Annotated in this window: 13 protein-coding genes and 1 tRNA gene; 5 read left to right on the forward strand and 9 right to left on the reverse strand. The window is 72.0% G+C overall.

Translation table 11 applies throughout. The features are described 5' to 3' along the window. Window positions 1-9: 9 nt before the first annotated feature. Window positions 10-83, reverse strand: a tRNA-Pro gene (locus ETD96_RS01585). 63 nt (window positions 84-146) lie between these two features. Next, window positions 147-2,744, reverse strand: coding sequence for an alanine--tRNA ligase (gene alaS, locus ETD96_RS01590; protein WP_138632801.1), 2,598 nt, complete (start codon window positions 2,742-2,744; stop codon window positions 147-149). A gap of 202 nt (window positions 2,745-2,946) precedes the next feature. Between alaS and ETD96_RS01595 the strand changes: the two genes are divergently transcribed. After that, complete coding sequence (locus ETD96_RS01595) at window positions 2,947-3,414, forward strand: hypothetical protein (RefSeq protein WP_138632804.1); 468 nt, start codon at window positions 2,947-2,949, stop codon at window positions 3,412-3,414. Here the strand turns inward: ETD96_RS01595 and ETD96_RS01600 are convergent. Beyond that, the gene (locus ETD96_RS01600) at window positions 3,348-3,746 is read right to left on the reverse strand and encodes a winged helix-turn-helix transcriptional regulator (protein WP_138632807.1); all 399 of its coding nucleotides are present in this window, start codon (window positions 3,744-3,746) and stop codon (window positions 3,348-3,350) included. The two genes, ETD96_RS01595 and ETD96_RS01600, sit on opposite strands and share 67 nt — an antisense overlap. Before the next feature lie 121 nt (window positions 3,747-3,867). Between ETD96_RS01600 and ETD96_RS01605 the strand changes: the two genes are divergently transcribed. Beyond that, window positions 3,868-4,449 carry a YceI family protein gene (locus ETD96_RS01605; RefSeq protein ID WP_138632810.1) on the forward strand — a complete coding sequence of 194 codons (582 nt, stop codon included), beginning with the start codon at window positions 3,868-3,870 and terminating at the stop codon, window positions 4,447-4,449. An 8-nt stretch (window positions 4,450-4,457) separates the two neighbouring features. Here the strand turns inward: ETD96_RS01605 and ETD96_RS01610 are convergent, their stop codons facing one another. Both ETD96_RS01610 and ETD96_RS01615 read right to left on the reverse strand, forming a co-directional pair. Continuing rightward, the gene (locus ETD96_RS01610) at window positions 4,458-5,144 is read right to left on the reverse strand and encodes an HAD family hydrolase (protein ID WP_138632813.1); all 687 of its coding nucleotides are present in this window, start codon (window positions 5,142-5,144) and stop codon (window positions 4,458-4,460) included. Continuing rightward, window positions 5,141-5,755: a TetR/AcrR family transcriptional regulator gene (locus tag ETD96_RS01615; RefSeq protein ID WP_138632816.1), complete on the reverse strand. Its 615-nt coding sequence runs from the start codon at window positions 5,753-5,755 to the stop codon at window positions 5,141-5,143. The genes ETD96_RS01610 and ETD96_RS01615 overlap by 4 nt, the downstream gene beginning before the upstream one ends. A gap of 84 nt (window positions 5,756-5,839) precedes the next feature. On the opposite strand from ETD96_RS01615, the gene ETD96_RS01620 reads away from it, so the two are divergent. After that, on the forward strand, window positions 5,840-6,652 hold the full coding sequence (locus ETD96_RS01620; RefSeq protein ID WP_138632819.1) for an SDR family NAD(P)-dependent oxidoreductase: 813 nt from the start codon (window positions 5,840-5,842) through the stop codon (window positions 6,650-6,652). Window positions 6,653-6,787: 135 nt separating this feature from the next. Here ETD96_RS01620 and ETD96_RS01625 read toward each other — a convergent pair whose 3' ends face one another. Together ETD96_RS01625 and ETD96_RS01630 are read right to left on the reverse strand one after the other, a co-directional pair. Further along, window positions 6,788-8,623, reverse strand: a complete 1,836-nt coding sequence (locus ETD96_RS01625) for a glycosyl hydrolase family 18 protein (RefSeq protein ID WP_138632822.1) — start codon at window positions 8,621-8,623, stop codon at window positions 6,788-6,790. A gap of 192 nt (window positions 8,624-8,815) precedes the next feature. After that, entirely contained in the window at window positions 8,816-9,331 is a 516-nt protein-coding gene (locus ETD96_RS01630; protein ID WP_138632825.1) for a MarR family winged helix-turn-helix transcriptional regulator, read from the reverse strand. A 62-nt stretch (window positions 9,332-9,393) separates the two neighbouring features. Between ETD96_RS01630 and ETD96_RS01635 the strand changes: the two genes are divergently transcribed. Next, window positions 9,394-9,810 carry a cupin domain-containing protein gene (locus ETD96_RS01635; protein ID WP_138632828.1) on the forward strand — a complete coding sequence of 139 codons (417 nt, stop codon included), beginning with the start codon at window positions 9,394-9,396 and terminating at the stop codon, window positions 9,808-9,810. A 19-nt stretch (window positions 9,811-9,829) separates the two neighbouring features. Here ETD96_RS01635 and ETD96_RS01640 read toward each other — a convergent pair whose 3' ends face one another. Both ETD96_RS01640 and ETD96_RS01645 read right to left on the reverse strand, forming a co-directional pair. Continuing rightward, window positions 9,830-10,474, reverse strand: a complete 645-nt coding sequence (locus ETD96_RS01640) for a LuxR C-terminal-related transcriptional regulator (RefSeq protein ID WP_138632831.1) — start codon at window positions 10,472-10,474, stop codon at window positions 9,830-9,832. Beyond that, complete coding sequence (locus tag ETD96_RS01645) at window positions 10,426-11,733, reverse strand: sensor histidine kinase (protein ID WP_240807090.1); 1,308 nt, start codon at window positions 11,731-11,733, stop codon at window positions 10,426-10,428. The genes ETD96_RS01640 and ETD96_RS01645 overlap by 49 nt, the downstream gene beginning before the upstream one ends. Window positions 11,734-11,999: 266 nt before the next feature. On the opposite strand from ETD96_RS01645, the gene ETD96_RS01650 reads away from it, so the two are divergent. Next, on the forward strand, window positions 12,000-13,747 hold a 1,748-nt coding region (locus ETD96_RS01650), incomplete at its 3' end, for a Tex family protein (protein ID WP_138632834.1).

Genomic DNA, 13,747 nt, shown 5'->3' on the forward strand with positions numbered 1-13,747 from the left:
TCTCCCCGGTCGGGCTGGCGGGATTCGAACCCACGACCCCTGGCACCCAAAGCCAGTGCGCTACCAAACTGCGCTACAGCCCGCACATCACCGCTGATCGCGATGACGGGGAGAAGTCTAGTCCTGATCAGACCCTGGTCGCTCGCCTAGCCGAGGAGGGCGCGGGCTTCGGCCGCGGCCGTGGCGATCGCGTGCGGGAGCTTCTCGGGGTGGCGGCCGCCCGCGTTCGCGATCCTGCCCTTGCCGCCGGCGCCGCCGCCCAGCTCTTGGGCGGCGCTGGTCAGGAGGTCGCGTGCCGTGATGTCGAGGTCCGTGCCCACTGCCGCGACCAGTGCGGTTTTGTCGTTGGCGGTGGTGCCCAGGATCACTACGCCGCGCGGGGTGAGGACGTCGGTCGCGATGGTGCGGAGGTCGCTGGGGGTTAGGCCGGGGATCGTTTGGGCCAGGAGCCAGCCGTTGGGGTGAGGTTCCTTGTGGGGGGTGAGGTGCTGGGCCTGGACGCGCAGGTTCGTTCTGTGGAGTTCCTCTAGTTCGCGTTGGGTCGCCGCGAGGGTTTCCAGGCGCTGGCGGAGGCGGTCTGGTGCTTCGTTGGGGTGGACGTTCAGGAGCGCCGCCAGTTCGTTGAGCAGGTGGGTCTGGTGGTCGTAGTGGCGGAGGGCGTCGGGGCCGGTGAGCGCTTCGATGCGGCGCAGGCCCGTGCCTATGGACGATTCGCCGACGATGTGGACGGGGCCCGCCTGCGAGCCGTGGCCGACGTGGGTGCCGCCGCACAGTTCGCGGGACGCGTCACCGATGTCGACTACGCGGACGTCGTCGTTGTACTTCTCGCCGAACATCGCCAGCGCTCCTGCCTTTTTCGCTGAGGAGCGGCTGGTTTCCCAGACGCGCACTTCGGGGTCGTCCAGGAGGTAGTCGTTGACGAGGGTCTGGACGGGGACGGTGTCGACGGGGGAGAAGTGCGCGAAGTCGAAGCGCAGGCGGCCGGGTTCGACGCGGGAGCCGCGCTGGGTCGCGTGGTCGCCGAGGAGGCGGCGCAGCATCGCGTGCAGGACGTGGGTCGCGCTGTGGGAGCGCGCGGTGGCCGCGCGCCGGTCGCCGTCGATGGACGCCTCCGCCTCGTCGCCGGGGCGCAGCTCGCCGTTCAGGACGCGGACGGTGTGGACGTGGAGGCCGTCCAGTCCTAGTTGGGTGTCGAGGACGTGCAGGGTCGCGCCGGTGGTGCGGATCATTCCGGTGTCGCCGACCTGGCCGCCCGACTCCGCGTAGAACGGGCTGCGGGTCAGGATCACGTCGATCTCGTCGCCCTCGTGCGCGCTCGGGAGTTCCCCGGTGGGGTCGAGGAGCGCGGTGATGCGTGTTTCCGCTGTTTCGGTGTGGTGGCCGACGAAGTCCGTGAGGCCGTGGCGCGCGGTGATGCGGCGGTAGTGGTCCTGGCGTGCGACCGTGTCGCCCTTGCGGTCCTGGCCGGCCCGGTGCGCCTGGCGGCGCTGCCGGTCGAGGAGTTCGGCGAATTCGTCCTCGTCGACGGTGAGGCCCGCGGAGCGCGCCGCGTCGATGGTCAGGTCGATCGGGAAGCCGTAGGTGTCGTGCAGTTCGAACGCCGTGCGGCCGGAGATCGTGGACGTGGCGCGGGTGATCGCCGTGTCGAGGAGGCGGGTGCCCTGGCGGAGCGTGCGGCCGAACGCCTCTTCCTCGGAGGTGACCACCTGGCGGATGAGGTCCGACTGCGGCGCCAGTTCCGGGTAGGTGCCGACGACGCTGGACGTCAGGTCCGGGAGCGCGGGGTCGATGCCGAGGCGGCGCGCGTGCCTGATCGCGCGGCGCATCAGGCGGCGCAGGACGTAGCCGCGGCCGTCGCGGGCGGGCAGGACGCCGTCCGCGATGAGGAACGCGATCGAGCGGGAGTGCTCGGTGACGACGCGGAAGGACGTCGAGTCGTCGCTTCCGTCGCGGCCGGGGTAGGCGCGTCCCGCCCTTTCCTGGACGAGGCGGAGGGTCGGCGAAAGGAGGTCGGTTTCGCAGACGGTGTCGACGCCCTGCAATATCGCGGCGAGGCGGTCGAGGCCGAGGCCGGTGTCGATGTTCCGCGCCGGGAGTTCGCCCAGGATCGGGTAATCGTCCTTACCCGATCCTTCGCCGCGGAGGTTCTGCATGAAGACCAGGTTCCAGAGTTCCTGGTAGCGCTCGCCGTCCACGGCCGGGCCGCCTTCGCGGCCGAAGGACGGGCCCCGGTCGTAGTGGAGTTCGGACGACGGTCCGCACGGGCCGGGTATGCCCATCGACCAGTAGTTGTCCTCCATGCCCAGCCGCTGGATGCGGTCGGACGGGACGCCGATGCGCCGCCACAGGCGGTGCGCTTCGTCGTCGTCGCGGTAGACGGTGACCCAGAGGCGTTCCGGGTCGAGGTCGTAGTGGCGCGTGAACAGTTCCCACGCCCAGGTGATCGCCTCTTCTTTGAAGTAATCGCCGAAGGAGAAGTTGCCGAGCATTTCGAAGAACGTCGCGTGCCGGGTGGTGCGGCCCACGTTCTCGATATCGGACGTGCGCGCGCACCGCTGCGCCGATACCGCGCGGGGATGCTCGGGCGTGGTCTCGCCGAGGAAGTACGGCTTGAACTGGTTCATGCCCGCGTTCGTCAGCAGCAGCGTCGGATCGGACGGGACGAGCGGGCTCGACGGCACGACGCGGTGGTCGCGTTCCTGGAAGAAGCCGAGAAAGGTCGAGCGGATGTCAGAAGAGCGCATGGGACGGCCTCACGAGGTCGATGGGATGACGGCGCACACCGCCGAGCCGGGCCGGGCACGACTGCTCGTTCCCCAGCTCGGCGCGGCTAGCTCGCCGTCCCACCTCGTGAATGACCATCGCCGTCCACCGTACCCCGCGGCCTGGGGAGCGGCACATGGTTTTTCGGGTGCGCCGAGCGGCGGACGATCCTACGGTGGCGATGTGTACGCCTATGTGGGGCCGCCGGAGTTGCGGGCGCTGGTCCGCCCCGGAACGGCGGGTGAGCCCGTCAGGTCGGCTTCCGACGTGGAAGCCCAGGACGAGCCGTTCACCTTTGTCGTCACTCTCGACGGGGTTCTGCGCATCGCGCCGCGCCGCAGCGAGCACGTGGTGTGCGCCGGCGGGCGCGACGTCCTGGCAGCGGGTGAGATCGCCTTCGATGGCGCGGTGGTCACCGAGGTCAGCAACCAGTCGACCGGGTATTGCCCGGGGGAGGAATCCTGGCCCGCCGTCGCCGCCGCGCTAGACCGTGCGGGGTTTCAGCGGCCCGAGAGATTCACGGCCTTGTTCGTTTTCCGGCATTGCGCCGAATGCGGGGAGCTCAACGTCGTGAAAGACGAGCACTACGTCTGCGTGTTCTGCGACGCGGATCTCACGAGGGACGCCTCCGCGGCCGCGCGTGCGTCGTAGTCGGCGCGTGCGCTGTCGATCTGGTCGATGTGGCTCGCCGCCCACATGACGAGGGTCTCGGCCGCGTCCATCAGGGTGGCGCCGAGCGGGGTGAGGGAGTACTCCACGCGGGGCGGCACGACCGGGTAGACGGTCCGCGTGACGATGCCGTCGCGTTCCAGGCCGCGAAGCGTGACGGTGAGCATCCGCTGGCTGATGCCCTCGATCTCGCGCTTGAGCTCGGTGAACCGCTTGGTCCCCTCGCCGAGCAGCGCGATCACCTGCAGCGACCACTTGTCGCCGACCCGGTCGAGGATCTCGCGGGCCCGGCACTGGTCCGGGTGGTGCTCCATGGTTCCCTCCAGGTTACCGGGGCAGAAAAAAGTGCCTTCTTGTGCCGACCGCGGGGGTCTCCGCACTATGGGAGCGGTTACCGATCGGAACCGCCTTACCATTCATAACCTAGGAGACACCATGACCGCCGAGCTTGTCGAGGTCCCCGGCTACGTCGCCGGCACCTGGGCCATCGACCCCCTCCACTCCGGCGTCGGCTTCACGATCAGGCACCTGATGGTCAGCAAGGTCCGCGGCCGGTTCGGGACGTTCGAGGGGACGATCGTGACCGGCGACGACCCGCTGGATTCGTCGGTGACCGCGACCATCGACCTGTCCTCCGTCGACACCGGCAACGCCACGCGGGACGAGCACGTCCGGTCCGCCGACTTCCTGGACGTCGCGAAGTACCCCGCGATGACCTACCGCTCCACCGGGGTGCGGCGGGACGGCGACGGCTTCGTCCTGGACGGCGAGCTGACGCTGCGCGGCCTGACCCGGCAGGTCCCGCTGCGCTTGGAGATCGAGGGGTTCGGCCCCGACCCGTTCCGGGAGGACGACCCGTTCAAGGGCGCCCGCGCCGGGTTCACCGCGACGGGCGAGATCAGCCGCCTGGAGTTCGGGGTCGGCGACACCGCCAAGGTCCCGGGCGGCGGCGGCCTCGGGCTGGGGGAGAAGGTCCAGATCATCCTGGAGATCGAGGCCGTCCTGCAGACCGGCTGACCCCGGCGTCAGCGGCCGGCGAGCAGCCGGGGCAGCTCCTCCAGCGTCGTGATGCGCGGGACGGACGGCTCGCCCGGCGCGGGGCCGCCGGCGCGGTCGAGCCACACGCCCGTGAGCCCGGCCGCGGCGGCGCCCTGCGCGTCCGTGACCAGCCGGTCCCCGACGTAGGCGGCGCACTCCGGGGGGACGCCGAGGCCCGCGCAGGCCGTCCGGAAGATCGCGGGGTTCGGCTTGGCGGAGCCGGCCTCGCTGGACGCCACGACGTACGGCAGGACGTCCGCCAGGCCGATCGCGCCGATCTTCCGGCGCTGCTGCGCGGCGTCCCCGTTCGTGATCACGCCGAGCCGCAGGCCGCGCGCCGCCAGGACCTCCAGGACGCGCCGGGCCTCGGGGAACGGGCGCCACGCCGCCTCGTACAGCGCCACGTACCGGGCGATCCACGCGTCGGCGCGGGCGTCGTCCCAGTCGCCGAGCCCGAGTTCCGGGGCGAGCCGGAGGATCCGGGCGCGGCGCTGGCCGGGGAAGTCCAGCTCGCCCGCCAGGTACCGGTCGACGGCCTCCTCGGTCAGCTCGTGCCAGCGCCGGACGAGCCACTCCTCGTCCACGTCCGGGAACAGGCGGGCGACCGCCTCGCCCGCCGCGCCCTCGTGGTCGAGGAGCGTCTCGTCGAGGTCGAACAGCACCGTGCTGATCATCGCGCGGACCCGGCCCCGCCGGACCCGTGCGCTTCGGCGAGGACGCGGGCGGCCTCCAGGACCGCCGCGCGGCGGCGCGCCAGGGCGGCGGCCTCGTCGTCCTCGTCCAGGATCAGCCGCCGCAGCTGCGGGACGGCGAAGTTCCACGCGATGAGGCCGAAGACGGTGAACATCAGGTCCCCGACCTCCGGCGACCCGGCGCCCGGCTCCGCGCTGCCGCCGGCCGCGCCGGCGAAGCGGCCGGCCTTCCGCCGGAACGCCTCGCGCCGCTCGTCCTCGCCCTGGACCTCGCCCCGCGTCTCCAGGGCCTCCCAGAGCAGGAGCCTGATCAGCTCCGGATGCTCCTGGTACCAGTCGAAAAGCCGGCCCACCGACTCGGTCAGGCGGGCGGGGTCGATCTCGGTCGTCTTCCCGATCTCCTCCATCGCGGCCCGCACCACGGCGCCGAACAGCTTCTCCTTGCTGCCGAAGTAGAGGTAGATGGCCTGCTTGTTGGCCCGCGCCTCGGTGGCGATGCGCTCGATCCGGGCGCCCGCGAGCCCGCGCGCGGCGAACTCGGCGGCGGCGGCCTCGAAGATCCGCCGGCGGGTCGCCTCGGCGTCGTAGCCCATGGCCGCAATTAAACCATCCGGTTGACTTTGGCCCGGCCATGAGCTCACACTAAAACAACCAGATGGTTTATTTAGGAGGGTCCCATGGCCACGACCGCCGCACCCGCACCCGCGCCCGTCCCCGTCCGCTCGCCGCTCCCGTCGAGCCTGGCCGGACGGACGGCGGTGGTCCTCGGCGGCAGCTCGGGCATCGGCCTGGCCGCCGCCGGGCTGCTCGCCTCGGTCGGCGCGCGCGTCCTGCTGGTCGGCCGCGACGAGGAGCGGCTGGAGTCCGCCGTCGCCCGCGTGACCGCCGCCGGAACCGGCGCCCCCGCCGAGGTGCACGGGATGCCCGCCGATGTCACCGACGATGACGCGATGGAGGAGGTGCTCGCACGCGCCGGCGCCGTCGACCACGTCCTGATGACGGCCGGGCGCCCCGCGAGAATCGGCCCGGTCACCGAACTCGGCCGGGACGCCGCGCGGGACGCCGTCGCGGCTCCGGTGGGGGCGGTCCTCGACATCGTGCGCGCCGCCGTCCCCCGCATGGAGCCGGGCGGCTCGATCACGCTCAGCTCGGGCATCCTCGTGGCCCGCCCGCGTCCGGGCATGGCCGCGCCGTTCGCGGCGGCCGGCGCCGTCGAGACGCTCGCCCGCGCGCTGGCGGTCGAGCTGGCACCGGCCCGCCTGCGGGCCAACGCGATCCGGTACGGCGCCATCGACACGCCCCTGCTGCGCAGCCGCTACGGAGCCGACGGCGCGGAGGGCGACGCGGCGATCGCCGAGGCGGGCGCCGCCATGCCGCTCGGACGGTTCGGGACGGCCGAGGAGGCCGCCTCCGCAGCCGTGTTCCTCATGGCCAACCCCTACATGAGCGGCGAGGTCCTCACGGTGGACGGCGGCCAGTCCTTCGCCTGAACCAGGCGACCACCTGAGAAAAGGGGCGGGCCCCCGACCGGCGTCCGTCTGGTCGGGGGCCCGGATGTCTCGGCCTGCTGAGGGGCTGGGAGTACCCCTTCCTGCGAACAGCTCAGCCGAGACGGCTCATCGTGCTCAGCCGAGTCCGCCGCGCATCGCGGCGATCAGCTCGCCGTTCGCGGTGTCGCCGCTGAGCTCCCAGAAGAAGGCGCCCGCCAGGCCCTGGTCCTTGGCGAAGGACATCTTCCCCCGGATGGTGGACGGGGTGTCGTAGCTCCACCACTCGCTGCCGCACTTGGCGTAGGCGGTGCCGGCGACGGTGCCGGTGGCGGGGCACTTGCCCTTGAGGACCTTGTAGTCCTCGATGCCGGCCTCGTAGGTGCCGGGCGCGGCGCCGGTGGCGGTGCCGCCGGGCTCGGACTGGGTGACGCCCGTCCAGCCGCGGCCGTAGAAGCCGATGCCGAGCAGCAGCTTGCTCGCCGGGACGCCCTTGGCCCGGAGCTTGGCGATGGTGTCGGTGGAGTTGAACCCGGCGTGCGGGATGCCCGGGTACGACGTGAGCGGCGAGTGCGGCGCCGTCGGTCCCTTGGTGTCCCAGGCGCCGAAGTAGTCGTAGGTCATCGGGTTGTACCAGTCGACGTACTGGGCGGCGCCCGCGTAGTCGGTCACGTCCATCTTGCCGCCGTCGCCGGCGTCGGCGGTGATCGCGGCCGTCACGAGGTTGCCGGAGCCGAACTTGGCCCGCACCGCGCCCATCAGCTTCTTGAACGCGTCCGGCCCGCTGGTGTCGCAGGTCAGCCCGCAGGCGTTCGGGTACTCCCAGTCGATGTCGATGCCGTCGAACACGTCGGCCCAGCGCGGGTCCTCGACCAGGTTGTAGCAGGACTCGGCGAACGCGGCCGGGTTCTGCGCGGCCTGGGTGAAGCCGCCGGACCACGTCCAGCCGCCGAACGACCAGAGGATCTTCAGGTTCGGGTGCAGCTTCTTCAGCTTGCGGAGCTGGTTGAAGCTGCCGCGCAGCGGCTGGTCCCAGGTGTCGGCGACGCCGTCGACGCTCTGGTCGGCGGTGTAGGCCTTCTCGTAGTCGGCGTAGGAGTCGCCGATCGCGCACCGGCCGCCGGTGACGTTGCCGAACGCGTAGTTGATGTGGGTCAGCTTGTCGGCGGAGCCGCTCGTCTGGATGTTCTTGACATGGTAGTTCCGCTGGTAGACGCCCCACTCGGCGAAGTAGCCGATGACCTTGTCGCCGGCGCCGGGGTTGCCGCCGCCGCCGCCGTCGTCGGTGGTGACCGACACGGAGGCCGACGCGGGGGAGGTGTTCCCGGCGGCGTCCGTGGCCTTGACGCTGAAGGTGTAGGCGGTCTTGGCGGACAGCCCGCCGACGGTGGTGCTCGTGCCGGTCGTCGAGGCGGCCTTGGTGTTGCCGTTGTAGACGTCGTAGCCCTTCACGCCGACGTTGTCGGTCGAGGCGTTCCAGGACAGCGTCACGCTGGTGGCGGTCTTGCCGGTGACCGTGAGGCCGGACGGGGCGGTCGGGGCCTCGGTGTCGTCGCCGGGGTTGCCCGAGCCGTCGCAGGACGCGCCGTTGACCGTGCAGTTGGTGAACCACCCGGAGCCGCTGCCGCCGAACCCGAGGCTGGCGGTGGCGCCGGCCGCGATCGTGCCGTTCCAGCCCGCGTTGGTGAAGGTGTAGTGGTTCCCGGAGACGGTCTTGGTCGCGTTCCACACGTTGCCGATGGACGTCCCGGACGGCAGGTCCGCTTCGAGCTTCCAGCCGGTGACGGCGGCGCCGCTCCCGTTGGTGATGGTGCAGGTCCCGTCGAAGCCGGTGCCCCAGTCGGAACCCTTCTTGCAGGTGGCGGTGACGGTCCCCGCCGACGACGCCGGTGGCGCCGTGAGCAGGGCGGTGGCCACCGCCAGTGTCGCTGCGCCGGCGAGCGCGATGGCCCGCCGTCCGCCCGGTCTTGACATGATTCTCCGTTCGGTCCGGCCCCCGAATCAAACAGGAATCCCCGCTCAACTCTTAGGAAAGTTTCCTAAGAATTGGGAGGATGGTAACCGGGCGGAACGGCGCGTTCAAGGGCCTGCGGCAACCCCGCGGGCCCCGCCGCGAGTGGTCTAAGCGACTGCCTGGACCCGTACGGTCACCGACCGCGAAAAAGTTCAGCCGGATCCGAACCAGCCCGGCATGTCGAGCCGCCACAGGTCGGCGGGGGTCATGCGGCGCAGGTCGTGCTCCAGGGCCCGGACGCGGTCCGCGCCGAGCGTCCGGACCCAGTCGGCCCGGATCCGCTCGAAGGCCAGCGCGGAGCGGTCGAGCGAGTCGATCCCGCGCGCGGTCAGCCGGACGATCTTGCGCCGGGCGTCCCGCGGGTCGGTGCCGCGCTCGACGTACCCGGCGCGTTCCAGCGACTTGACCATCTTGCCGGCGGCCTGCTTGGACACCCCGAGCCGGTGGCCGAGCTCCACGGCCGTCGTGCCGTCCGGGCCGATGGCCTGGAAGACGAAGCCGTGCATCGGGCGCAGGTCGGGATGCCCCTCGCGCGCCAGCTCGGCGTGCACCTCGTCGACGATCACGCGGAAGGCGAGGAAGAGTCGCAGCGGAAGCTCGAAGCCGGGCGCGTCCGGGGGCCCGCCGCCGGATGCCGCGCCGTCATGTGCCGTGCCGTCGCTTGACATGAAAGACAACCTCGTTGACTATATGGACAACCATGTTGTCTAAACCTAGGGGATCAGGACCCGTGACGCTCATCCGCAACGCCGACGGCCGCCGCACCGAGACGCCGAACGGCACCATGACCACGTTCGCGACGCCCACCCAGGGCGGCACCCAGGACATCGCCGTCTGGCGCGTCGACATGCTCCCCGGCAGGACCGGCCCGCTGCACGCCTTCGACACCGAACAGGTGTGGACGTTCCTCGACGGCGCCGCGACCATCGACCTCGACGGCCGCACGATGGAGGCCGGGCCGGGCGACACCATCGTCCTCGCGGCCGACGTGCCCCGGCAGATGGCGACCGGCGACACCGGCTTCACCGCGGTCGTCGCCGCCCACGCCGGCTGCCTCGCCTACGACCCCGACGAGCTGGTGGACGACACCAAGTGCGCGATCGCCCCCCAGGGCGCCGAGCGGATCGTCCCGCCGTGGGCCCGGTAGCCCGCGCCGAGGGGGAGGCTCAGGCGCCCAGGTAGGCGAGGACGGCCAGCACCCGGCGGTTGTCGTCCTCGGACGGCGGGAGCCCGAGCTTGCCGAAGATGCTGTTGGTGTGCTTGCTGATCGCCTTCTCGGTGACGAACAGCTTCGCCGCGATGGCGGCGTTCGAGCGCCCCTCCGCCATCAGCCCGAGCACCTCGCGCTCGCGCGGAGTCAGCCGCTGCAGCGGCTCCTCGCGGGCGTGCCGGGTGAGCAGCTGCGCCACCACGTCCGGGTCGAGGGCGGTGCCGCCGTCCGCGACCCGGCGCACCGCCTCCACGAACACCTTGACGTCGGACACGCGGTCCTTCAGCAGGTAGCCGATGCCGCCGCTGCTGTCGGACAGCAGCTCCCGCGCGTACAGCTGCTCCACGTGCTGCGACAGCACCAGCACCGGCAGGCCGGGGATCTCCTTGCGGGCCTCCAGCGCCGCCCGCAGCCCCTCGTCGGTGAACGTCGGCGGGAGCCGCACGTCCACCACCGCCACGTCCGGGCGGTGCGCGGTCAGCGCCCGCAGCAGCGACGGCCCGTTGTCGACCGCCTCGACGACCTCGAAGCCGAACGCGCCGAGCAGGCGGATCAGCCCGTCCCGGAGGAGGGCGAGATCTTCGGCGATGACAACGCGCACGGCAGCTCCATGGTGACGACGGTCGGCCCGCCGGGCGGGCTCGTCACCGCCATCGTCCCATCGAACGCCGCGAGCCTGCGCTCGATACCGCGCATCCCGCTGCCGGCGGCGGGGTCGGCGCCGCCCGTCCCGTCGTCCCCGACGATCATCAGCAGCCGGCCGCCGGAGTGCTCGACCTGGATCCAGGCCCGCCGCGCGGCGGAGTGCTTCACGACGTTGGCGAGCATCTCCGCGACCGCGAAGTACGCCGCCGACTCGACCGGCGCGTCGGCGCGGCCCGGCAGGTCGACGTGGACGTCCACGGGCAGCGGCAGGGTCAGCGCCAGCGCCCGCACCGCCCCGTCCAGGCCGCGCTCGGCCAGCACCGGCGGGTGGATGCCGCGCACCAGGTCGCGCAGCTCCGTCAGCGCCGTCCCGCTCGCCTCCCGCGCCTCGGCGAGCAGCTGCTGCGCGGTCTCCGGGTCGTGCTTCATCATCTCCTCGGCGAGGCCGATGTTCATGCTCAGCGCGACCAGCCGGGCCTGCGCGCCGTCGTGCAGGTCCCGCTCGATGCGGCGCAGTTCGGCGGCCGAGGCGTCCACCGTCTCCGCCCGCGTCTCGGTCAGCCGCCGCACGCGCTCCGCCAGCGCGCTCCGCGTCGGCGCCAGCAGCGACCGGCTGAACTGCGCGTGCGCCTTCAGGATCGCCCCGCCCGCCGGAACCGACAGCACTAGCAGAAGGGCGCCGCCGACGGCCGTCCCCACGTACCCGACCACGCCGAAGTCGTCGAGCATCCAGAACGGGCCCCAGCCGTAGTTCGTCAGCAGCGCGACCCACCACGCCACGAACACGCCCTCAAGCCCGTACACCGTCATGCCCCCGGCCAGCACCCCGAGCACGAGCGCGACCGGCACGTTCAGCAGCGACCACAGCAGGTCCCGCCACGTCGCCGGGTCGCCGAGCACCCACTTCAAGCGCCCGATCGGACCGGACGCCCCGGCGGGCTCCGGCCGGTACGGCTCCGGGATCGACACGCCCTGCCAGTCCGCGGCCAGGGTCCGCTGCAGGTTCGCCACCGCCCGGATCGCCAGCAGCACCGCCGGCGCCAGCACGATCCCCACCCCCAGCGGGATGAAGGCGATCGCCAGCACGGCGAGGATGAACAGCGGGAGGTTCACCGTGTAGGCCAGGACGATCTGGACCACCGAGCGGAGGACGTTGAGGAACGTCCCCCGGGCGATCTCCCTCATCCGGTCGATGGGGCGCTTCCTGCCGTCCACCCGTCCTCCAAAGGGATCCGAGGTCCTGGGGCAGCCCGCCGCGCCGGGCTCCCGGTCCCACCATTGTGTCGCCGGACGCCCCGCCGCCCAGTGGGCCTAAGCCCCCGAACCGGGGCGGATCATGGGGGAGTTAGCCCTACCCTCTGGCGGAGTGAGCGGGACGGCCGGTCGCCGACCGGTCCGTCATTCGAGCGGTGACAAGACAACCGGCCCCGTTCCCTGGACAATGCACAGGCGACACCCAGGGGAGAAAGCGAATCCAAGCTGTGACAGCGACCATCAGCCAGACGTCCACCGGCCAGACCACGCCGACCATCACCCAGCGCATCGCCGAGGAGATCGGCGTCCGCGAGGGGCAGGTGCGGGTCGCGGTGGACCTGCTCGACGGCGGGGCGACCGTCCCGTTCATCGCCCGGTACCGCAAGGAGGCCACCGGAACGCTCGACGACGCGCAGCTCCGCGCCGTGGAGGAGCGGCTGCGCTACCTGCGCGAGCTGGACGAGCGGCGCGCCGCCATCCTGGAGTCGGTCGAGTCGCAGGGCAAGCTCACCGACGAGCTCCGCGCCCAGATCATGGCCGCCGAGTCCAAGGCGCGGCTGGAGGACATCTACCTCCCGTACAAGCCCAAGCGGCGCACCAAGGCGCAGATCGCCCGCGAGGCCGGCCTCGAACCGCTCGCCGAGACGCTGCTGGGCGACCCGTCCCGCGACCCGCACGCCGAGGCCGCCGGCTACGTCGACGCCGAGAAGGGCGTCGCGGACGCGGCCGCCGCGCTGGAGGGCGCCCGCGCGATCCTCGTCGAGCGCTTCGCCGAGGACGCCGACCTCATCGGCGCGCTCCGCGAGCGCATGTGGAACCAGGGCCGGATGGTCTCCCGGGTCCGCGAGGGCAAGGAGGAGAGCGGCGCCAAGTTCTCCGACTACTTCGAGTTCGCCGAGCCGTTCGCCAAGCTGCCCTCGCACCGCGTCCTCGCGCTGTTCCGCGGCGAGAAGGAAGAGGTCCTCGACCTCGACCTGGAGCCCGAGGAGGCCGACGACTCCGCGCCGCGCAGCTCCTACGAGGCGGAGATCGCGCGCCGGTTCCAGATCTCCGACCAGGGCCGCCCCGGCGACCCGTGGCTGGCCGACGCCGTCCGCTGGGCCTGGCGCACCCGGATCCTCGTCCACCTCGGCATCGACCTGCGCACCCGGCTGCGGCAGGAGGCCGAGGACGAGGCGGTCCGCGTGTTCGCCGCCAACCTGCGCGACCTGCTGCTCGCCGCGCCCGCCGGCACCCGCGCCACCATGGGCCTGGACCCGGGCCTGCGCACCGGCGTCAAGGTCGCCGTCGTGGACGCCACCGGCAAGGTCGTCGCGACCGACACCATCTACCCGCACGAGCCGCGCCGCAAGTGGGACGAGTCGATCGAGACGCTCGCGCGGCTCGCCCGCGAGCACAAGGTCGACCTCGTCTCGATCGGCAACGGCACCGCGTCCCGGGAGACCGACAAGCTCGCCGCCGAGCTGATCGCCCGGCACCCCGACCTCGGGCTCACCAAGATCATGGTGTCGGAGGCGGGCGCGTCGGTGTACTCGGCGTCGGAGTACGCGGGCCGCGAGCTGCCCGGCATGGACGTCTCGCTGCGCGGCGCGGTGTCCATCGCCCGCCGGCTGCAGGACCCGCTCGCCGAGCTGGTCAAGATCGACCCCAAGTCGATCGGCGTCGGCCAGTACCAGCACGACGTCTCCGAGGTGAAGCTGTCCCGCTCCCTGGACGCCGTCGTCGAGGACTGCGTGAACGCCGTCGGGGTGGACGTCAACACCGCGTCCGCGCCGCTGCTCACCCGCGTGTCCGGCATCGGCGAGGGCCTCGCGGAGAACATCGTCGCGCACCGCGACGCCAACGGGCCGTTCCGCAGCCGCGCCGGGCTGAAGGAGGTGCCCCGCCTCGGGCCGAAGGCGTTCGAGCAGTGCGCGGGCTTCCTGCGCATCCCCGGCGGCGACGACCCGCTGGACGCCTCCAGCGTGCACCCGGA

Source organism: Actinomadura geliboluensis (assembly GCF_005889745.1).
Classification (GTDB): domain Bacteria; phylum Actinomycetota; class Actinomycetes; order Streptosporangiales; family Streptosporangiaceae; genus Spirillospora; species Spirillospora geliboluensis.